The sequence below is a fragment of the Methylobacillus gramineus genome (assembly GCF_020532675.1).
GTDB lineage: Bacteria > Pseudomonadota > Gammaproteobacteria > Burkholderiales > Methylophilaceae > Methylobacillus > Methylobacillus gramineus.
Map to the genome: position 1 here is coordinate 91204 of NZ_JAJAVE010000003.1, position 21744 is coordinate 112947.

General features: G+C 52.8%; 13 protein-coding genes. All 13 read left to right on the forward strand.

Features of this window, described 5'->3' with window-relative positions:
• Positions 1-77 precede the first annotated feature (77 nt).
• On the forward strand, positions 78-587 hold the full coding sequence (locus LG201_RS11060) for a sigma-70 family RNA polymerase sigma factor (RefSeq protein ID WP_226772264.1): 510 nt from the start codon (positions 78-80) through the stop codon (positions 585-587).
• Positions 587-1297 carry a FecR domain-containing protein gene (locus tag LG201_RS11065; protein ID WP_226772265.1) on the forward strand — a complete coding sequence of 237 codons (711 nt, stop codon included), beginning with the start codon at positions 587-589 and terminating at the stop codon, positions 1295-1297. Before LG201_RS11060 ends, LG201_RS11065 begins: the two co-directional genes overlap by 1 nt.
• On the forward strand, positions 1294-1575 hold the full coding sequence (locus LG201_RS11070; protein ID WP_226772266.1) for a FecR family protein: 282 nt from the start codon (positions 1294-1296) through the stop codon (positions 1573-1575). The genes LG201_RS11065 and LG201_RS11070 overlap by 4 nt, the downstream gene beginning before the upstream one ends.
• 114 nt (positions 1576-1689) lie before the next feature.
• Entirely contained in the window at positions 1690-4164 is a 2475-nt protein-coding gene (locus LG201_RS11075) for a TonB-dependent siderophore receptor (protein WP_226772267.1), read from the forward strand.
• 636 nt (positions 4165-4800) lie between these two features.
• On the forward strand, positions 4801-10314 hold the full coding sequence (locus LG201_RS11080; protein ID WP_226772268.1) for a glutamate synthase-related protein: 5514 nt from the start codon (positions 4801-4803) through the stop codon (positions 10312-10314).
• A 63-nt stretch (positions 10315-10377) separates the two neighbouring features.
• Positions 10378-12129, forward strand: coding sequence for a sulfite reductase subunit alpha (locus tag LG201_RS11085; protein ID WP_226772269.1), 1752 nt, complete (start codon positions 10378-10380; stop codon positions 12127-12129).
• Positions 12130-12372: 243 nt separating this feature from the next.
• Positions 12373-12990 (forward strand): hypothetical protein, encoded by a 618-nt coding sequence (locus LG201_RS11090; protein ID WP_226772270.1) that lies wholly within the window; start codon positions 12373-12375, stop codon positions 12988-12990.
• A complete protein-coding gene (locus tag LG201_RS11095) occupies positions 12991-14160 on the forward strand; it encodes an efflux RND transporter periplasmic adaptor subunit (protein WP_226772271.1) in 1170 nt (389 codons plus the stop codon). It abuts the gene before it with no gap.
• Complete coding sequence (locus LG201_RS11100; RefSeq protein WP_319006054.1) at positions 14157-16109, forward strand: MacB family efflux pump subunit; 1953 nt, start codon at positions 14157-14159, stop codon at positions 16107-16109. Before LG201_RS11095 ends, LG201_RS11100 begins: the two co-directional genes overlap by 4 nt.
• Before the next feature lies 1 nt (position 16110).
• Positions 16111-17493, forward strand: coding sequence for an efflux transporter outer membrane subunit (locus tag LG201_RS11105; protein WP_226772881.1), 1383 nt, complete (start codon positions 16111-16113; stop codon positions 17491-17493).
• Positions 17494-17613: 120 nt separating this feature from the next.
• The gene (locus tag LG201_RS11110) at positions 17614-18144 is read left to right on the forward strand and encodes a sigma-70 family RNA polymerase sigma factor (RefSeq protein WP_226772272.1); all 531 of its coding nucleotides are present in this window, start codon (positions 17614-17616) and stop codon (positions 18142-18144) included.
• Entirely contained in the window at positions 18141-19118 is a 978-nt protein-coding gene (locus tag LG201_RS11115; protein WP_226772273.1) for a FecR family protein, read from the forward strand. The genes LG201_RS11110 and LG201_RS11115 overlap by 4 nt, the downstream gene beginning before the upstream one ends.
• 127 nt (positions 19119-19245) lie before the next feature.
• Positions 19246-21705, forward strand: coding sequence for a TonB-dependent siderophore receptor (locus LG201_RS11120; RefSeq protein WP_226772274.1), 2460 nt, complete (start codon positions 19246-19248; stop codon positions 21703-21705).
• The last annotated feature ends 39 nt before the right edge of the window (positions 21706-21744 follow it).

Consider the following 21744-nt stretch of genomic DNA (forward strand, 5'->3'; position numbering starts at 1 on the left):
CGGGGATCTGTTATTGCTATATAATGAGATTCATTATCATTTGAAATTGCTGGTTTATCTGGCAAGTGCTTGCTGCCGTGTCAATTCAACCATCACCATCAGTCATCGCATTCAAGGCACTCTACTCTGATCATCACAGTTGGCTCAATGGCTGGTTACGCAAGAAAATAGGCAATAGTTTTGACGCTGCAGACCTGACCCATGACACTTTCATGCGGGTGCTGACCAACAGTGATGTGGCTTCGTTACGTGAACCACGGGCTTTTCTCACCACTGTCGCCAGTGGGTTGCTTTCCAACTTCTACAGACGCAAGAAAATTGAGCAATCCTATCTGGATGCCCTCGCATTGTTGCCTGCCCAAGATATACCCTCTCCTGAGCTGCGGGTCATTATTCTGGAAACCCTGCTGGAAATTGATGCCTTACTTGATGGTTTGCCTGGCGATGTACGCAAGGCATTTCTCTGGTCCCAGCTTGATGGCTTGAGTCAGGCAGACATTGCCCGGCAACTTGGTGTGTCAATTTCCACGGTCAAGCGCTATATCGTGCGTGCGGTGCAGCAATGTTGCTTTGGGGTAAATCGGTAATGGTGTCTATAGGCCCACAATCGATTCCCGCAGAAACCAGCCGTCAGGCTGCGGAGTGGCTGGTTGAATTGCAATCTGACCATGTCACCCAGGAGATGCGCAGTCACTGGCAACAATGGCGCGATGCCCACCCTGATAATGAACGCGCATGGCAGCATATAGAGCGACTGGGTGAAAAACTGAGCGGGCTTTCTTCACCACTTGCCCATGCGACACTTACACCACGAGGTTCAAGCCAGCGCCGCCGGGCAATCAAGACGCTCGCTGCCGTCCTGTTTGCTGGTGGTTCGGCCTTTGTGGCACAGGACAGATTGTCCTGGTGGCAACTGACGGCAGATCATAGCACTGGCGTAGGCGAGCGCAGGCAGGTGGTGCTGGAAGATGGCACGGTAGTGGAGTTGAACTCATCAAGTGCCATCAACATTGCCTATACCCAGCATCAGCGGATTGTCATGCTGGTGCATGGGGAAATCATGGTGACAACTGCGCCCGATAGACAGCTAAATCCACGCCCTTTTCTGGTGGCGACTGATCAGGGTAGCATGCGCGCACTTGGCACCCGTTTTATGGTGCGCCAGTTGACGAATGAAAAAGACGGACCGATCAAGATCGGCGTATGGGAAGGTGCGGTTGAAGTAATGCCTTCAGAGATGACCATCAGTGTCCGTGTGGACAATGGCGAGCAGCTTTCATTTACCACCCGCAGGTGACGCCACTTGAAGTGATCAATGACAATGACACTGCCTGGGTGCAGCACATGATCGTGGCGGATGATATGCGCTTGGATGATTTCCTGGCGGAGCTGAATCGTCACCGGCAAGGTAGCCTGGGGTGTGACGACAGTATTGCCGGACTCAAGGTGTCAGGGACTTACCCATTGGAGGATACCGACAAGGTGATTGATATGGTCAGGAATACCTTGCGGCTGGAAGTTAAGTCACTTACGAGGTTCTGGGTCAGGTTATTCCCGGCGAATCAGCCGGGCTGAGTCATATATCAATCATTTAAATGCGATTAATTTGTATTAGCTGAGCTGTTTTTGATTGTTATGGGGCATAGGAAATAGGGAAACCTGTTTTCAATGGTCAATAAGGGAAAATCAATGCAGCAACAGCACGGTAGTCAGCAGATTCAACATCATCATTTCAGGCTTCGCATTGCAGGCTTTGCTGTCGCACAAGCCTTGTCTAGCATGGCGCTCATCGCCTTGCCAGTATTGGCGATCAGCAGCCCTCAGGCGGCTGAAGCCGATGTGCAGCGTTACCATATTCCAGCTGGTTCGCTAAAGGAAGCACTGAACCGATTCGGGCGCGAAGCTGGTGTCATGATTGCTTTCACCAATGAAATAGCCTCAGGCCTGCACAGTAACGGCCTTGATAACGCCTATTCTGCGCGCGATGGTCTCAACGCGCTATTGCTTGGCACAGGCCTGGAAGCGGTGCAGCAGGAAAATGGTGGTTATCTCGTGCGCAAGGCGGGTGTGGCAGCCCCAAGTAAAGGAGCTGCATCTACCCTTGAAGAAGTCAAAGTAAGCGCCAGCAAGGATCCTACTACTGAGAATACCGGCTCCTACACCACAAGCTCCACCGGTGCTTCCGCCAAATTGCCCATGTCATTACGTCACACGCCACAGTCGGTCAGTGTAATCACCAGGCAGCGCATGGACGACCAGAACCTGACGCAGTTGCAGGAAGTGCTGGAGCAAACAGTGGGTATTAGTGTGGTACAAAGCGGCTATGTAGGTGCCAACTGGAACACTTTCCAGTCCCGTGGGTTCAACATTCATAATTATCTTGTAGATGGCTTGCCTCTAGGTAGTGGCGGTTTTGAATTGATGACCAACGATATGGCTTTTTATGATCGGGTGGAAATCGTACGCGGTTCCAATGGCTTGATGCTTGGTATTGGTTCACCCGGGGGAAGTATTAATTACATCCGCAAAAAACCCACCAAGGAATTTCAGGCATCTGTTACAGGTCAACTTGGCTCGTGGGACAATTACCGCGGCATGGTCGATATTTCTACCCCACTAAATCCTGATGGAAGTGTGCGTGGGCGCCTGGTGGCGGTTAAGCAAGATAGTGGATCCAATCTTGATCGGTATGGCGTTGAGCGGGAGATGCTGTACGGTATTGTCGAGGCTGACCTGACGCCATCAACGCTGTTCACTGCCGGTATGGAGTATCAGAATCATGAAACGCATGATTCACCGGAAGCTGGGCTTCCCTTGTTCTATAGCAATGGTAGCCATACGAAATGGAATCGATCCAAGAATCCTGGGGCCAAATGGGCTTATAGCGAGAATGAGAAGTTTGCCTTCTTTACATCGCTTGAGCATTTTTTCGAAAATGATTGGCGTGCCAAAGTGCAATTCAATCAGTCGCGAAATCGTTATGACAGCGTGATAGGTGCAGGTGGTTCTGGCAGTCTCAACCAGAACACAGGCAGAGGTATTACATTATGGGGTGGTCGTTGGCAGGCGAAGCCGGTGCAGAATGGGCTCGATGCTTACGCTTCCGGACCGTTTTCACTAGGCGGGCGTCAGCATGAGTTGATATTCGGGCTGAATTATTCACATACCGAGTATAACCAGCCAACATACAGACTGTGGCAAATACTTCCAGTAGACAATTATTTTGACTGGGATGGCGATATTGCTAAGCCAGACATGCCATCAACGGGACGCAGTGATTTCCGGTCACGCCAGTTTGGCGGTTATATGACAGCCAAGTTCAAGCCAGCAGATCGATTGTCCATCCTGGCGGGGGCCAGAATAGTACATTGGCATCGCTCAGTCGAAACTCTTCCTTATGTAGGTGCCTCTAGGTTGGCAAGCCGTGATGAAACAGGAATAGTAACCCCATACCTGGCAGCCACTTATGACATCACTGATAACGCTTCTGTGTACACAAGTTATACGAAAATCTTTAACCCGCAGGTCAGTGCCATGGATAGAAATGGTAGCTATCTGGATCCAGAGGAAGGCGATAGCTACGAAGCGGGAATAAAGCATGCCTTGTATGGCGGTCGTCTGAACACCAGCCTGGCAATCTTCAGAGTGGAGCAGGATAACCTGGCTGTACCAGATACGGGTTTCCTTACACCTGCTGGCGGTAGTGCTTCACGTGCTGAACAAGGTACTGTCACCAAGGGGTTTGAAGCAGAGGCAAGTGGTGAGCTAGCACCGGGCTGGCAAGTCAGTGGAGGCTATACCTTCCGAATTTCGCAAAATGCAGATGGAAATAAAATACAGACCGTGACACCGCAGAGCCTGTTCAAGTTGTTCACTACCTATACTCTGCCAGGTGCCTGGAACAAGGTGATGATTGGTGGCGGTGCAAACTGGCAAAGCCGGATTTATACCAATGATACTGGTCCTGGCAATGCATATCGGTTTACACAGGGGAGTTATGCCGTTGTCAATTTGATGGCGCGTTATCAATTTGACGAGCATTTTTCAGCGGCATTAAATCTAAATAACCTGTTTGATAAGGCGTATTACACCAACACGACAAGCAATATGGGCTTTTACGGCGCGCCACGTAATGCCATGCTGACGTTGAAGTATCAGTTCTAAGACAATGACGTTTAAAAATACCCGGCTAATCACCGGGTATTTTTATTGATAGAGGACAAACATATGCACCAGTTTGGTGCTTTTTACTGAGTGTCATGAAATAACGCAAGGGGTAATGTAATTAATTAAGCAATTGATTTTAATTATTATATTGTCATTTATTACTTTTCCCCGTTATGTTAAAGAAATCTGGATTGCTCATTCGAAGTAATCTAAATAGCTTGTTGAGGCTAATAATGGCAAGGAGTTAGGTAGGTTTTGTAGCAGAAAAGGACAATATGCACACAATTTGTGCAATCTAAGGATATTTGCACAACTGTGGTGCGGTTGTTGGGAAGGGTAAATCAGTTTTTAATGCGACGGATTAACAATAATAAAAATAAGTAATTAAAATTCATTGACTTATTGTTTACTTTGCCATGATAGATAAGCCTTAATTGATATGAATTATCAGTGGTACAGGTCTTGCTTACGGTGAAAGCCCAACAAAAGTTGGGGTGCGCCTGAATCGCGAGGCAAGGCTAACAATACACGATGTGTTTATGAACTCATAGTGCTGTTTTCTCCTCCAATCAAGACATGCCGGTTGCGGTTAGCGCTCTGTCAGAATTTAACGAAATTGCTGGAGAAGTTCAATTGAGCACGATCGATAGTCCTTTGGGCGAAAACACTTTTGGTTTGTACGACAGTTCTCTTGAAAAAGATAACTGTGGTGTCGGTTTTATTACGCGCAAAGACGGCGTGCAGACCCATGATGTGTTGATCAAGGGTCATGAAGCGTTGTGTACTATTCCGCATCGAGGTGGTATGTCTGCCGAGGGTGTGGGTGACGGCGCGGGTGTTTCAATTGATCTTTCTTTATCCTTTTTCCGCAGGCTGACTGGTCAGGAGCTTGAATCTGGCAGTTTTGGAGTGGGCAATTTCTTCTTGCCAAGTGATGCGGCTGCGCATCCACGTGCCGAACACATTATTCAGGATGCGTTGAGTGCCAAGGGCTTCACGGTATTGCTCAAGCGTGAAGTGCCTGTCGACAATACATCCATCCGCCCTGCTGCAGTGCGTTATCAGTTGCCTATCCAGCAATGGGTCTTTGCTGCGCCGCAGGATATTGATGTAGCGGAATTTGATCGCCGTATTTACCAAGCCTTGCTGGTGATCGAGGAGCAAGCTTATACAGACGCAGCACTCGCTGGCCTGTATCCGCTTTCCATGTCTGCACACACCCAGGTGCTCAAGGGGCGTTTGAATTCCAATGAAGTGATCCCTTATTTCCATGACCTTATGGAAGCGGATCATGCTGTACACACCATGTATTTCCATACCCGGTTCTCCACCAATACTGACCCGCATCCCAGTATGGCGCAGCCATTCCGCATGATGGCGCACAATGGTGAGCTGAATACCGACCGTAAGAACCGCATTGCAGAAGCTGCATTAGCCCGCGCCCGCAATGGCAAGATTTTTCGTCCCAAGGGGCAGTCCGATAGCTCCCGTCTGGATCAGACCTTGAACAGCCGCCTGATGGATGATGGCCTGGATCTGGTGACTGCGGTAGTGTCGATGATGCCACCTGCCTGGGAAAATGATGAAACCCTGCCGGAAAACATCCAGGCGATGCTGGAGTATTTCTCGCTGTATGAAGAGAAAAATGATGGCCCGGCTGCCCTGATCTTTGGCAATGGTACCGTCGTGGGTGCCCGCCTGGACCGACTTGGTCTGCGTCCATTGCGTAGCGTTGAAACCCAGGAATACCTGTGCGTCATGTCTGAAGCTGGCCAGATCAATTTTGCGCCTGAAAGTGTCTTGCGTCGTGGTCGTATTGAAGCTGGTGGCATGCTCTATTTTGATCATGATCAGCAACGCTCTTTTGGCACACTGGAAACGCTGGAAATGCTGGCAGCCAAACGTGATTACAAGGAGCTGCTGGAAAAAGCGCGCGCGAATCTTGGTGACTTGCCTGCAGTAGCTGCGGAGACAGCCAGTTCTCCACAGCGTTATCACGGCAACCTTGAGCGCTATCAGCGCTTTGTCGCCTATTACTACAATCAGGAAAGCTTCAAGTTCATGATGGACCCGATGCTGGCAACCGGCGCAGAGAAAATCTCTGCCATGGGTTACGGCAATGCCATCAATGCGCTGAGCGATCATGAAGGCGGCGTTGCGCACTACTTCTCGCAACGTTTTGCCCAGGTGACCAATCCCCCGCTGGATTCAATCCGTGAAGCGGATGGCATGACCTTGCGCGTGGCGCTGGGTGCCAAACCGAACATGAATAAGGCTAGTGGTCGCCAGATCGTGATTGATTCGCCTATCCTGGGTCATCTGGATATGCTGAAACTGCGTGATCAGCAGGAAACACCCTATCGCTGCTTTGACATGTTGTACGCGCCTATCATCAATGATGCAGACGCGAATGCGGTGGTGCTGGAAAAGGCCATTGATGAACTGGCCAACGCCGTGGTGGCATTTGCCCGTGAAGAAGGCGGTATTGCCGTCATTTCTGATCGCCATGTCTCTTCCACCCTGGCTTCCATGCCTTTGCTGGTCGTGGTGTCCGCCATCAACCAGCGCCTGATTGATGAAGGTTTGCGCCTGGATGTTTCCCTGGTAGCGGAAAGCGGCCAGGTTGTGTCTTCCCATCATATTGCTGCGGCACTGGGTTTTGGCGCTTCTGCGGTGTATCCGCTGGGCGTACAGATTCGTGCTGAAGAAAAGTATGCAGCGGATGCGGACAAGGCCTTCAAGCGTTATGCCAAGGCTGCCGAAAAAGCCCTGATGAAGACCATGGGCAAGGTCGGCCTCTGTACTGTTGAAAGCTATATTGGCGGTGAGTTCTTTGAGCCTAACTTCCTGAATACCAACGACCGGGTGCTGAAAAAATATTTCCCCAACCTGAAAAACACCGTGGGTGGGGCTGACTTTGCCGTGATCGCGCAAATGGTGGTGGATTGGCATCAGCGTGCCCTGATCGTGACCGATGAAAACAGTGTGCCTTTACTCGGCCTGTTCAAGGAGCGTTCAGAAGGTGCTGGTCACTCTTATGGCACCATCGCGGTTCGCGGTTTTGTCGACATGACCGAAGAAAAAATCCATTTCGATAAGCAGGAAAAGCGGCCTGAAGATGAGTTCCTGCGCCTGATGACACTGTCACGCCTGGAAGATGCATTTGCCCTGAAAAAGGAAGATGCCTTTAATAATGGCAGCTTTGATCGTCTGAGTAATGAAGCGATCAACCAGTTTGACGTGACCAGCAGCTATCGCAGTTTTTCCCACATGATGGCAGAAGAGCGCGAGAAGCGGCCTGCGGCGTTGCGCGATGTGCTGGAGTTCCCGGCAGATGTCAGCAAGCTCAAGACTGAAGCCGAATTCCGCAAGGTGCTGGGACGCTTTGCCATTGTTGGCAATAACAGCGTGATGATTCGTGGCTTGAAGAGCGAGGTACTGGAAAATGGGCGTTTCAGCCTGCATTTGACTGGCCCTCTTGCCTCAGACATTACCCGTCTTTCTACCCTTGGCCAGGCGCTGGTGGCACATTTTGGTCACGATATCAGTGGTCACTGGATGGAAAGTGATGCCCTGACAGTAGAAGCCAGTGGCAATGCCGCTGATTATCTCAAGCTATTGCGGGTGGCCCCGGAAAGCCTGCCACTGGCAGACGTGCAGCCAGCAAGTGAGATTACCCGTAGCTTTGCTTCCGGTGCCATGAGTCATGGCGCGCTGGTGGCACCTGCGCATGAGGCGGTGGCGCACGGTACCAATATGGTGGGCGGTATGTCCAATTCCGGTGAAGGTGGCGAGCATATGACGCGTTACGGCACTATCCGTGCCTCGCGTATCAAACAGTTGGCTTCAGGTCGCTTCGGTGTATGGGCAGGCTATCTGGCTGACCCTATGCTGGAAGAGCTGGAAATCAAGATTGGTCAGGGTGCCAAGCCAGGTGAAGGCGGTCAGCTTCCTGCTCCCAAGGTAACAGTGGAAATTGCTGCTGCGCGTGGCGGTACACCAGGGGTTGAGCTGGTTTCACCGCCGCCCCATCACGATACTTATTCGATTGAAGATCTGGCGCAGTTGATCCATGACTGCAAGGCTGCGCGCGTTCGCGTGATCGTTAAGCTGGTGTCTTCAGAAGGGATAGGCACGATTGCTGTTGGCGTTGCCAAGGCGGGTGCCGACGTGATCAACGTGGCCGGTAATACTGGCGGCACTGGTGCCGCTTCTGTGACCAGCTTGAAATACACTGGTCGTGCTGCGGAAATCGGTATTGCTGAAGTGCACCAGGCATTGTCTGCCAACGGTTTGCGCGACAAAGTGATCCTGCGTTGCTCCGGCGCGCACCAGACAGCTAGCGACGTGGTGAAATCTGCCATGCTGGGAGGCGACAGTTTTGAATTTGGCACTACCGCATTGATGATGTTGAAATGCGTGATGGCGAAGAACTGTAACGTCAAGTGCCCTGCTGGCCTGACCACCAATGCGGAAGTATTTGATGGTGACCCACGTGCCCTGGCGCAATACCTGTTGAACGTGGCCCATGAAACTCGCGAGATTCTCGCGACGATTGGCCTGCACTCGCTGGCGGAAGCGCGTGGTCGTTCCGACTTGCTGCAATTACTTGATCACCCTTCCAGCGTCGGCCAGCTTGACCTGCGTGCCATGTTGACCGTAGTGCCTGAAGTGAAGATTGAAAATCCTGTCTACATGGAAAAAGACTACGCATTGGACGATGCTTTCATCGACCAGCTGCGAGCTGCTCTTGTAGAGGGCAAAGCACTGGAAGTGAGCCTGGGTGAAGGCCGCAGACTCAACAACTGTCATAAGAGTGTGGGTGGCCAGCTGGCTATTGATATCGAGCGCATGCTTAATCATGACATGAACGCGCAACAGGCATTGAGCTTGCCAGCAGCGGCCATGGATAAGCGCGGTCGTCGTTACCTCAAGCCAGGTAGCGTGGTGGTCAGCACCAGTGGTTCTGCTGGTCAGTCTTATGGAGCATTCTGCAACGATGGCATGATCATGCGTCACAGTGGTACCTGTAACGACGGCGTGGGCAAGGGCCAGTGCGGTGGTTCCATCATCGTCACCTCTCCAGGTGGCGGTTCTGAGCAAGCTGGTGGCAACGTGCTGGTGGGTAACTTTGCCTTGTTTGGCGCTACCGGTGGCCGCCTGTTTGTCGAAGGCCAGGCTGGCGACCGCTTTGCCGTGCGTAACTCAGGCACCACTGCCGTGGTTGAAGGCGTGGGCGATTTTGCCTGTGAATACATGACCAATGGCGCGGTACTGAACCTGGGTGCATTCGGCAAGGGCTTCGGTAACGGCATGAGTGGTGGTTTTGCTTACCAGTATGATCCTTATGGTGAGCTGGCGGGCAAGGCTGCTGCGGACTCTGTGCTGCTAGGTTCTATTACAGACGGTAGCGAAATGGCGCTGGTGCATAGCCAGGCTGTACAGCAGTTGTTGCAATGGCACCTGGAAGCCACGGGTTCCAAGCGTGCCGCGTGGTTGCTGGAGAATTGGGAAGCTGAACAGCACAACTTTGCCTATGTCATGCCGCGTGCGCTGTTGTTATATCAGGACAGTACGGAAATCCTCAAGGCCAAGCCCCGGAAAGACCTGCTGGAAGAGCTGTCGGTTGCGCTGGCTTCGTTCCAAGTGCGCAAGTTCAAGCTGGCATACCGGGATGGCAAGCCAGTATTGGGCGGCAAGGTGCCTGCTTATGGCGACACCGACACTCAGGACATGTTTGAGCTGCTGAACAACTATACCGTACTGAACATGGCACAACAGGTAGCGCTGGCGAAGGTACCGCAAGCAAAGGATGCTGCTGATCCTGCCGTGCAGAAGGCAGTGCGTAACTTGCTTCTGACGGAAGATTTTGTGCTGATGCAGAAGCTGCAACGCTACGCGCGTGAAGCGATTGAGGACTATGGTGATGAAGAGCTTGCCGTATTGATCGCAGATAAGCGTTTGTCTGATTACAAGGCTGCATTGAGTCAGCGCAATATTCTCTCCATGGATAGCCCAGGTACGTATGGCTGGATCATCCACCAGAGTTTCAAAAACCGCGGCCTGATTGGTGCGTTGCCCAGCCTGGAAGAACTGTTTGCCAAGTCTTCCCTGCTTGAGCTTGCCACTGCGCTGAAGTCCAACTGATAATAATATGCTTGATCTCATGCCGTGCTTGCGGGCACGGCATGAACGACTAACGACTGAATCATGAATATTCCCTACATTCCCGAAGACTCCCCTTTCAATACAGACCAGAAAGCCTGGCTGGCTGGATTCCTGGCAGGCATGAATACCCGCTTATTAGCGAGTGATCAGGCAGCTGGTGCTGCTCGTGCCAAACCGCCTGTGTATATCCTCTATGGCACCCAGACCGGTAATGCAGAAGGCCTTGCCCGTACTGCGGCTGCCACTGCCAAGAGCCATGGCCTGGAGCCGGTCGTCAAATCCCTGGACGAGGTTGAGCTGGAAGCTTTTGCTACCATGCGGCGCGTCATGATCGTGACTTCCACCTATGGTGAAGGCGAAATGCCGGATAACGCCGAGCTGTTCTGGGAGGCGATCTCCTCTCCAACCATCGCACGCCTGGAAGAGATGACCTTTGGCGTGCTGGCAATTGGGGATACTGGTTACGATGGTTTCTGTGAAGCAGGCAAGCTGATCGACATGCGCCTGGAGCAGTTGGGTGCAAAGCGCCTGCTGGCAAGGGTGGATTGCGATGTGGATTTTGAAGAGCCCGCCAATGGCTGGATAGAAGCTGCCATGCCGTTGTTCGCAGAAGTAGAAGGTGGCCCGGATGAAGTGGCGGCAGCACCTGATACACCAGAAGCTGCGCCTGTGGTATCGGCCTATAACCGTAAAAACCCTTATGTTTCCACGCTGGCAGTCAATCGTCGCCTGTCTGGCAATGACTCTGCCAAGGAAATTCGCCACTATGAATTTGACCTGGCGGGTAGCGGACTGACCTATGAAGCGGGCGATGCCCTCAATGTGGTGCCGGAGAACGACCCAGCCTTGGTGGAGTTGATGTTGAACCGCCTGGGCGTGGCCGCCGATAAAGCGGTTGCCAAGCACGACAAGCCATTGGGTGAGCTGCTAAGCCGCTCATTGGAGATTTCAACGCCGTCACGCGAGTTGATTGCCGCCATTGAACAGCGTGCTGGCAATGAAGATTTGAGCAATATCGTCCGCAGTGGTGACAAAGAGGCCCTGGAAAACTGGTTGTGGGGCAAGGATACGCTGGACCTGCTGCAACTCAATCCAGCGCTAGCGCTTGAAGCGGATGACTTTGTCAGTCTGCTCAAGCCACTGCAACACCGTGCCTATTCCATTTCCTCCAGTGCATTGGCTAACCCTGATCGGGTACACCTCACGATTGCGAGTGTGCGCTATCGCACTGGTGAACGTTTGCGCGGTGGTGTCTGCTCAACTTACCTGGCTGACCGTGTCAATGAAGGTGACCAGGCCGGGATTTTTGTCACGACTAACAAGGCATTCCGCGTACCAGCGGACAAGGCTGCCCCTGTCATCATGGTGGGCCCTGGTACCGGCATTGCCCCGTTCCGCGCCTTCCTGCAGGAGCGCCGTGAGTCTGGTGCCAATGGACGTAACTGGTTGTTCTTTGGTGACCAGAAGCGTGCCAGCGATTTTATCTATGAAGATGAGCTGACCGGCATGATGAAGGATGGCATATTGAGTCGTCTGGATCTGGCTTTCTCGCGCGATCAGTCAGACAAGATTTATGTCCAGACCCGCATGAAGGAGAACGGCAAGGAGCTGTTCGCCTGGTTGCAAGAGGGCGGCCATTTCTATGTCTGTGGCGATGCCAGCCGCATGGCCAAGGACGTGGATCAGGCGTTACATGATGTGATAGCCCAGCATGGTGGCTTGGATGCAGATGCCGCGGCTGGTTACGTCAATCAGCTCAAGCGTGAAAAGCGCTACCTGCGAGACGTCTATTAATTGCAGTTAAATTTCATGCAGTAACCAAAACGGGGCCATGTGCCCCGTTTTTTTTGATGTTAGTCACAAGTGACGATGGAACAACAGTTTAGATGGCATAAACAGGGTATTTACCCCATGCACTCTGGAATTTTTCATGATTTTTCGGGCTTGAGGGTGTCCTTTTTTCGATCTCGCGTGTCATTACTAGTAAGAACCGCAATTTTTCAACAATAACAATATGTATGCTTTACGGGGTACCTGATGAACACAACAATATTGAAGGCCTGTGCCGGAGCGCTGGGTTTGCTCGCCAGCCTGAATGCCTATGCTAACTATCTGTGGCTGGAGCCTGGAGAAAAAGGTACCAGTGCTTACATCGGGCTCTATGAATCCGAACGTCTGGCGCCCACTACTGTGGCTGCTGCGCGCGCGTATCTGGCAGATGGCAAGGATTTGCCATTAAAGGCGGAAAAACATCAATTGACGGTGGATGCCGATGGCAGTGCAGATGTCAGGCTGACAGCCCAGGCCGTGACCGATGGCAATGTGTTGAATTTTTACCAGGCACGTCTGGGTCGCAATGAAACCAAGGCCGTTAATGACCTGGAGCTGGTACCTACCGAACCTAACGGCAACACTTTCAAGCTGGTGTGGAAGGGCACGCCAGTCGCGGCCTCCCAGGTCAATGTCACTACCAGTGAAGGTTGGATACGCACTTTGAAACCAGCCGAGGATGGCACAGTATCCATGTCCACCCCTTTTCCTGGCTTGTATGTGCTGGAAGTGACGGCACGCGTGAATGGCTCCATGACACATCAGGGCAAGAAGTACGAGGATGTGCGGCATACTGCTACCCTGACATTTGTGGTGAAGAATTAAATGGCAGCACGCAGGTTTGGCTGGTTGTCCTGGGCGCTATTACTGGCGGTCGTACTCATATGCGCGTGGCTATGGTGGAACGGGCGCGCATCGCACGCGTTTGAGACTGAACAGGTAAAGCGTGGTGACATTGAGTATAACGTGACCGCCATTGGTACCTTGCAGCCGCGTAGTTACGTGGATGTGGGCGCGCAGGTATCTGGCCAGATCCTGGCTTTGCATGCGCAACCTGGGGATGCGGTGCAGAAGGGTCAGCTTTTGGCCGAGATTGATCCGCGCGTACCTCAGGCCACCGTGGATGCAGGACGTGGTGCACTGGCAGGCCTGCAGGCCCAGCTGGAAGAGCAAGAGGCGCAATATGAGCTGGCAAGCCAGCAACAGGAACGCCAGCAACAGATGCAAGCCGATGGATCGACCCGGACCGAAGAGGTGCAACAGGCGCAGGCTGCGTTGAAAACGGCATTGGCGCGTATCAAGAATCTCAAGGCGCAGATTGAGCAAACGCAATCCACGTTGCAGGGCAATGAGGCACTGCTTGGCTTTACCAAGATTTATGCGCCGATGGCAGGTACTGTAATTTCCATCGAAGCCAAGGCCGGGCAGACACTAAATGCCACCTACCAAACCCCTACTCTGTTGCGCATTGCTGACCTGTCGACCATGACGGTATGGACCGATGTATCGGAGGCGGATGTGCGTCATGTCAAACCGGGCATGCAAGTGTATTTCAAGACGCTGGGCGGTGATCTGCGACGCTGGAACAGTACGGTGCGCCAGGTGCTTCCTGCACCGCCCAAGCCTGAAGGCCAGACGGCTAGTGCTACGCAGGCAACCAGCGGCAACAAGGTGGTGCTCTACACCGTATTATTTGATGTGGATAATCGCGATGGTGAGCTCATGCCGCAAATGACAGCACAAGCATCCTTTATCGTGGCGGCAGCACACCAGACCATTACCGTACCGGTTGCAGCGCTGACAGAGGTGGATGCCAAAACCAGTCAGTACAAAGTACAGGTATTGACGGACCAAGGCAAGACAGTCTGGCGCGAGGTCAAGGTCGGGGTGCGTAATCGTTTACGCGCAGAGGTGCAATCTGGCCTGAACGAGGGAGAGCAACTGGTCACGGCCATCAAGGCAAGCAAACCTAGCCCCTGGAGATTCCAGTTTTGAGTGAATCCAAGCCGCTGATATCCTTATTTGATATCCGCAAGCACTATGGCGGCGGGGATAAGCCGCGCGTGGATATCCTGCACGGTATTTCACTGGAGATTCATGCAGGGGAGTTTGTGGCGATTGTCGGTGCTTCTGGCTCGGGAAAATCCACGCTGATGAACATCCTGGGCTGTCTTGACCGCCCAAGTGAAGGCAGTTATTACTTCGCCGGGCGCAATGTGGCGCAAATGGATGCAGACGAGCTCGCCTGGTTGCGGCGTGAGGCCTTTGGTTTTGTGTTCCAGAGTTATAACCTGATCGCAAACGAGACTGCTCAGGAAAACGTTGAAATACCCGCGCTCTACTCTGGTATGCCAGAGCATGCGCGCGCAGAGCGGGCCAAGGCCTTGCTCATGCGCCTGGGTCTGGCAGATCGTTGCCAGTATCGACCAAAACAACTGTCCGGTGGTCAGCAGCAGCGGGTATCAATTGCCCGTGCCTTGATGAATGGCGGAAGTATCATCCTTGCCGATGAGCCCACAGGTGCGCTGGATTCGCGTAGTGGCGAGGAAGTGATGCGCCTGTTGAATGAGCTTGCCGATGCAGGACATACCGTTATCCTGATCACGCATGACCGCGACGTGGCGGCCAGTGCAAAGCGCATCATCGAAATCCGCGATGGCAAGATTATCAGTGATACCGGTGTTGGTGTTTTAGGTGAGCAGACCATAGGGCAGACATTTGAGTTCAGTCCTAAAGCACTCCCAGCCAAGTCTCAATGGCGTGGTGATGTGCTGGAAGCCTGCCGTGCTGCCTGGCGGGTGATGTGGGTCAACCGTTTCCGTACAGCACTGACCTTGCTCGGCATCATTATCGGCGTGGCCTCGGTGATCGTGATGCTGGCAGTCGGCATGGGCACCAAGGAGCGTGTGGTCAGTGAGCTGGGTGCCTTTGGCACCAATCATATCTATATCAGTCCCAAGCGAGAGAGTTCGCGCATTCCCGGGCGTGGCATTAATAGCGCCGATCTGGAAGCCTTGGCGGATATCCCGCAGATTAGCTATGTTTTGCCTAATCTTTCTGGCAGCAAGATCGTGCGTTATGGCAACGAGGACGTGCAAACGCGCATCAAGGGCTCCCGTGCGGCCATGTCGAGGATGTTGTCCTGGCCTGTGGTCAGGGGCAGTTTCTTTACCGAGGAAGATGATCAGCGTATGGCCACCGTGGCGGTACTGGGGCCACGCTTGGTGCGCAATCTCATGCCCGATGTCGAGAATCCGGTGGGCGAAACCATACTGATCGGCAATGTGCCATTCCAGGTGATCGGGGTACTGGATTCCAAGGGCGCTGTGACCGGCGACCAGAGCGATGATGACCTGGTGGTGATCCCCTATACCACTGCCAGTCTGCGGGTGTTTGGCGAGCGTGATCCTTCCTACATCACCCTGGAAGTCGGCGATATGAAGCAGGTCGATGTGGCAGAAAAAGCGGTGGATGATCTCTTGTTTGAACGGCATCGGGTACGGGATTATGCCCTGGAGAATGCTGCGGCCTGGATTGCGGCACAAGCCAAGACCCAGGACAGCATGGGCGTGATGCTGGCCTTGATTGCGGTGGTTTCCCTGGGGGTGGGCGGTATCGGTGTCATGAATGTGATGTTGATGACGGTGCGGGAGCGTACGCGCGAGATAGGCATCCGCATGGCGACTGGCGCACGCCAGCGCGACATCCTGCAGCAGTTTCTCACTGAAGCCGTGCTGGTGACCACTGTGGGAGGCGTCACCGGCGTGGTGCTCGGGCTGGCCATCGGTGTTGCCCTCGTGTTGTGGGGCATGCCGGTTATCTTTTCCTTTAGCGCAGTCATCGGCGCTTTTTTCTGTTCCGTAATTACCGGGGTGGTGTTTGGTTTTATGCCTGCGCGTCAGGCCGCCAAGCTGGATCCGGTAGTGGCGCTTGCCAGTGAGTAATATGAAAGCCCTGAGTTTATTTCTGCTGGTATTGTTGCCAGCCTGTACCAGCGTGCAACCTTTACAGCTACAACCTGAAGATGGACTGTCTCCGCTGCCTGCTGCATGGCGCAATGCTTCATCCCTAGACAATAACAAGCTGGATCAGGCGTGGTGGCAGGCATTTGGTAGCCCTGACCTGGATCGCCTGGTGCGTAGTGTGCACACCGACAGCTTCAATATGGCCGCTGCAATTGCGCGAGTAGAGCAGGCACAGAAGCTGGCCGTGGTGGCGGGAGCGCCGTTGTTGCCTGAGGTGTCGGCAACCGGTAGCCTGGGTCGGCAGCGCAGGATGGGCGGCAGTAGTGATGCTGCCAGCCTGAGCAATTACTCAGCAGGCCTGGCCGCCAGTTATGAGATTGATTTCTGGGGCAAGAACCGGGCGGCTTACCAGGGTGCCCTGTCCACGTTGCGGGCCAGTGAATTTGACCGTGACAGCCTGCAACTGACCTTGACGGCCAGTGTGGCGACAGCCTGGATACAGCAGACTGGCCTGCAAGACCGGGTGCAGATTGCCGGACGTAACCTGGAGAATGCCGAGCGGGTGCTGCAGCTGGTGGAGTCCCGCTATCGGGCAGGCGCAGCCACTCCGATAGAGCTGGCACAACAGCGCGGCCTGGTGGCGTCCCAGCGTCGTAGCCAGGCCTTGTTGCAACAGCAATACGGCAATATCCAGGCGGCGCTGGCAGTATTGTTGTCCAAGTCAGTCAGCGAGCTGGCAATCGCGGACAACAGCCTGAATCAGGTGGCCAAGCCGATGATTGGGCTGGTAATGCCTTCCGAGTTGTTGACCCGACGGCCCGATATCGCACGTGCAGAAGCCAGCCTGCTGGCAGCAGATGCCAATATTCAGGTTGCCCGTGCCACCATGTTACCCAGCATCACATTGACTGGCGGCATTTCTACTGGGAGTGATCACTTACATAGTGTGTTTGATAACCCCTTGTATAGCCTGGCTGCAGGGATCGCCGCCCCTATTTTCAATGCTGGCCGTTTAGCCGCACAACGCGATTACGCGATTGCGCGCCGACAAGAATTGTTAGCCAATTATCGCCAGGCCATTATTACCGCATTTGCGGATGTGGAAACTGCGCTGAATCTGATCAATGGCATAGATCGCCAAACCCAGGCACAGGATGTAGAGCTGGAAAATGCCCAGCGTGCTTTTGCACTGGCGGAGTCTCGCTACAAGGCGGGTGCCGAGACCTTGCTCACCATGCTGGATACCCAGCGTACCTTGTTTGCGGCGCAGGACTTGGCAGTTCAGTTGCATCAACTCAGCTTGCAAGCATCGGTTGATCTATACCGTGCGCTCGGTGGAGGATGGCAGCAGGTAGCCAGGTAGCACAAGGCCAGAGGATGACGGCCGTCTTACGGCCAAGGGAGCGTGGCTTGCCAGCAGGATCAGTTAAAGACTAAAATGAGAATTGTTATCGATAAACTTGCTTAATCTACTTTCTCCTTCATGCCCTCTTCCGAGCCGTCCGCGGCCCAGCGCCTCAGTCACCTGTATACAGACAACCATGCATGGCTATTTGCATGGCTGCGTAAAAAGCTGGGTTGCCCACATGAAGCGGCAGATCTGGTGCAGGACACGTTTACCCGTATCCTGTCCTCGCGCGATATCCTGTTTAGCATCAAAGAGCCGCGCGCATATCTCACTACGACGGCCAAGCATTTATTGATAAACCAGGCCAGGCGCCGGGCCATAGAGGAAGCCTACCTGGCGGGTTTGATCGCTTTAGGGGAAGATCATGCGCCTTCTCCTGAACAAGTATTGGTCGCCGTCGAAGCCCTGGCGCAAATCAGTGCCGTGCTGGAAGGGTTGGCAGACAAACCGCGCACGGCCTTTTTGCTACGCTATCTGGATGGCCTGTCCCATGCCGAAATTGCTGCGGCATTGGGGGTTTCGACCAAGATGATCCAGAAATACCTGGTGCAGGCACTGGTGCATTGCCATGCTGCATTGGGACAAGATCAGACTATTGCCTCGTGAGTGCCAGCAGCACAGACATTGCCGAGCAGGCTGCCGAATGGTTGATCCAGCTCTCTGATGAAAGCAGTGCAGATACGCAGGCAGCATTTGCCCGCTGGCAGCAGGCTGATCCCAGGCATGCACAAGCGGTAGAGCAGATGCAGGGCCTGATTGGGCAACTGGAAGGTTTTCAACATGCCAGCACTCCAGCGCATGCGGCCCTCAAGGCCGGGATGACACCGAGCAAGCGCCGTCACAAAGCCAAGCCGATTGCGGGCGCCCTCTTCACCTTGCTCGCACTTTGCCTGCCTGTATGGATAGCATTACAGCATTACCCGCTGGATTATTTGATGGCGGATATCAGTACCTCAACTGCGGAATGGAAATCCCAGACATTAGCCGATAACACCCACATCACACTCAATAGCAACAGCGCGGTTGATGTCGAGTTTGATCAACATCAGCGGGTGCTACGTCTGGTGCAGGGTGAAATCCTGGTCGATGTAGCCAAGGATGCTGCGCGGCCATTTGTGGTGAAAACCGAGCATGGCAGCATCACTGCGCTGGGGACGCGGTTTGTGGTGAGTCATCATGATCATGCCACGGCATTGGCGATGCTGGAGTCCAAGGTCATGGTCAACAGCGGACTTGCTGACCATGCGGCTGGCACTTTAGTGACGCAGGGGCAAAGTGTCGTGTTCCAGCAAGATGGCGTAGGGTCTATCAGCACGATTGATGCTGACAGCCTGAATGATGCCTGGAAATTGCACCAGCTGGTGGTGCAGGATCAGCCACTATCGGATGTCCTGGCTATCCTTTCACGGCATAGGCGTGGACATATACAGTTTAACCCTGATGAGTTGCATGCATATCGCGTTACCGCGGTATTGCCGCTGGATAACACGGATCATGCGCTGCAATTGCTTGCCGACAGTCTCCCGCTAAGTGTCCGCAGCTATACCCCCTGGTTCGTGCTGGTCGATCCCCATCCCTAATCCCTGTAACGTCGTTCAATTGGCTGGGTATGACGAGGGGTACCAGAATATTTTCCCTGAATGGTTCCAGTTTTCATTTGCCAAGTGTCTTGGTAATTGAACACTTCATTCCAGGATCAATGACAACATGCAATTCTCCAGCAGTACTACTTTCAGCTTAAGCCCCATCATATTGGCTTTACAGCTTGCATTCATTCCCGCGGCTGCAATGGTGACCCCCAGTGTCGCTTATGCAGATAACGCAGCAGCCAACGTACAGTACGATATTCCTGCCGGCCCTTTGGCACCTGCACTGACCAAATTTGCCCAGCAATCCGGGATTGCGGTGTCTGTTGACGCCCAGAACCTCAAAGGGCTGAATACCAAAGGCGTTAAAGGGACATACAGCATAGAGGATGGGTTTAACCTGCTATTGGCTGGTACGGGCTATGCCCCTGAAAAAACAAGCGCGGGTTATGCGTTGCGCAAAGCAACCCAGTTACGCGAAGAATCGACACATTCTAGTAGTACCGCCTTGCCTGAAGTGACCGTCATGGCTGCTCTGGATCGTGATTCACGAGCCATGAGTGAAGGTACCCGATCTTATGCTGCACGGGCTGTCACCATAGGCAAAGGTGAGCAATCGCTACGTGAAACGCCGCAATCCGTCACTGTTGTCACAAGGCAACGCATGGATGACCAGAATCTGACCACATTGGACAGTGTGTTGATGCAGACGACAGGAGTGACCAAACAATTACGTGGTTATGGGCATTCGACGTATGCTTCACGGGGCTTTGAAATCAGCAATTACATGCTGGATGGTGTGCCAACAGGTGATTATGGCGGTATAGGTACCGCGCCAGATACCATCATACTGGACCGTATAGAAGTGATGCGGGGTGCCCCTGGTCTGATTATTGGTAATGGTGACCCAGGTGGCACGGTTAACATGGTACGTAAGCGTCCCTTGGCGGAGAAACAGATTCAGATCACTGCCCGTGCTGGGAGCTGGGATTATTATCGCCTGGATGGTGATGTTACAGGCCCGCTCAATGAGAGTGGAACCCTGCGTGGACGCTTGGTAGCTGGATATGAGGACAGGCATTATTTCCATGATGAAGCTCAATCGAAATTGCCTGTGGTTTACGGCATTCTTGAGGCGGATCTAGGGCGCCACACTGTGGCGGCTGTTGGTATTCGCTATCAGGACTATCAACAGGACGGCGGGCGCTGGAGGGGCGGTTTGCCGATGTCTATAGATGGCAGTAACCTTAATTTATCACGATCTACATCATTGGGTCCAAGCTGGACAATGTATGAGAGCAAGACCAAGGAAATTTTTGGTGATGTGACGCATCATTTCAATGATGATTGGAAGATTAAACTGAGTGCCATGCATCAGCGAAATGATAGAGATGATCTAATCATTCGTACCAATGATGGCCTGGTAAACCCACAGACCATGACAGGTGTGGCATATAACCGTGTGGAATTCCAGAAAGTGCAGTATGAAACTACAGCACTAGATGCTCAAGTTAACGGTAAATTCAATGGCTGGGGCCAAACGCATGAACTATTCTTGGGGGCAAACTGGCAACAGAATGAAACACCGTCCACCAAGAGTGCACGCACAGCATATTCTCCACTATATGCGATCAATCTGGATACGCTAGACCTGTCCCAGGTTCCCAGGCTGTATCGTGGTGCTTACGGTGTGCCCAACTCATCCAAAGAAACCAGGCAAGGTGTTTACGGCAACGCCAGACTGCAACTTGTTGACTCGCTCAAGCTGATTGTTGGCGGGCGTGTGAGTTGGTATGAGTATGAGAGCACTTTCAGCGCGCCTTACAAGCAGGCTAATGAGGTCACTCCCTATGTAGCATTGATCTTCAAGATCAATGATGAGTGGTCACTGTATGGCAGTTATACCGATATTTTCAAGCCTCAAAGTAACAGTTTTACGGCTAGTGGCAGCTCGTTGAGTCCCTCCACTGGTACTAACTATGAAGCCGGGATAAAAGGTGAACTATATGGCGGTAAGTTGAATACTTCATTCACTGTATTCCGTATCGTTCAGGATAATTATGCAATTACTGACCCCTTGAATCGAAACAATTGTTCACCTACTGGAGGTGCTTGTTCAATCAATGGTGGCAAGATGCAAAGTCAGGGATTTGAAGCAGAAGTCAATGGCGAGATGCGTCCTGGCTGGCAAGTGTCTGCAGGATATACTTTTAACTCTGCCAAGTATGAAACAGCCCAATTCGATAGCGTGAATTCTAATCGCCTGGCAGGAGATCATAATCCACGTCAGTTACTACGCCTGTGGAATACATACAAGCTGCCTGGGGACTTGAATCGTGTCTCCATTGGTGGAGGGGTGTTTGTACAAAGTGAAACTTCCTATATCACTGGAACTAACATCAGGCGTCAGCAAAGTGGATATTCCGTTTGGAGTGCGCAAGCCAGCTATAAAATTGATGATCACTGGTCAGCGGCGTTAAACATCAACAATCTTTTCGACAAACGTTACTACCTGGATGCATTGCAAACATTTTATGGCGAGCCACAAAGCGTCATGCTGACAGTGCGCGGTAACTTCTAAGTCGCTATTCATTCACTGGAGTGCGTTGTCATGACGTAT

What these genes read in the sequence shown, in the direction of transcription:
- LG201_RS11065 (WP_226772265.1), top strand. Translation starts at nt 587, where the DNA reads ATGGTGTCTATAGGCCCACAATCGATTCCCGCAGAAACCAGCCGTCAG.
- LG201_RS11075 (WP_226772267.1), top strand. Translation starts at nt 1,690, where the DNA reads ATGCAGCAACAGCACGGTAGTCAGCAGATTCAACATCATCATTTCAGG.
- LG201_RS11085 (WP_226772269.1), top strand. Translation starts at nt 10,378, where the DNA reads ATGAATATTCCCTACATTCCCGAAGACTCCCCTTTCAATACAGACCAG.
- LG201_RS11090 (WP_226772270.1), top strand. Translation starts at nt 12,373, where the DNA reads ATGAACACAACAATATTGAAGGCCTGTGCCGGAGCGCTGGGTTTGCTC.
- LG201_RS11095 (WP_226772271.1), top strand. Translation starts at nt 12,991, where the DNA reads ATGGCAGCACGCAGGTTTGGCTGGTTGTCCTGGGCGCTATTACTGGCG.
- LG201_RS11105 (WP_226772881.1), top strand. Translation starts at nt 16,111, where the DNA reads ATGAAAGCCCTGAGTTTATTTCTGCTGGTATTGTTGCCAGCCTGTACC.
- LG201_RS11110 (WP_226772272.1), top strand. Translation starts at nt 17,614, where the DNA reads ATGCCCTCTTCCGAGCCGTCCGCGGCCCAGCGCCTCAGTCACCTGTAT.
- LG201_RS11120 (WP_226772274.1), top strand. Translation starts at nt 19,246, where the DNA reads ATGCAATTCTCCAGCAGTACTACTTTCAGCTTAAGCCCCATCATATTG.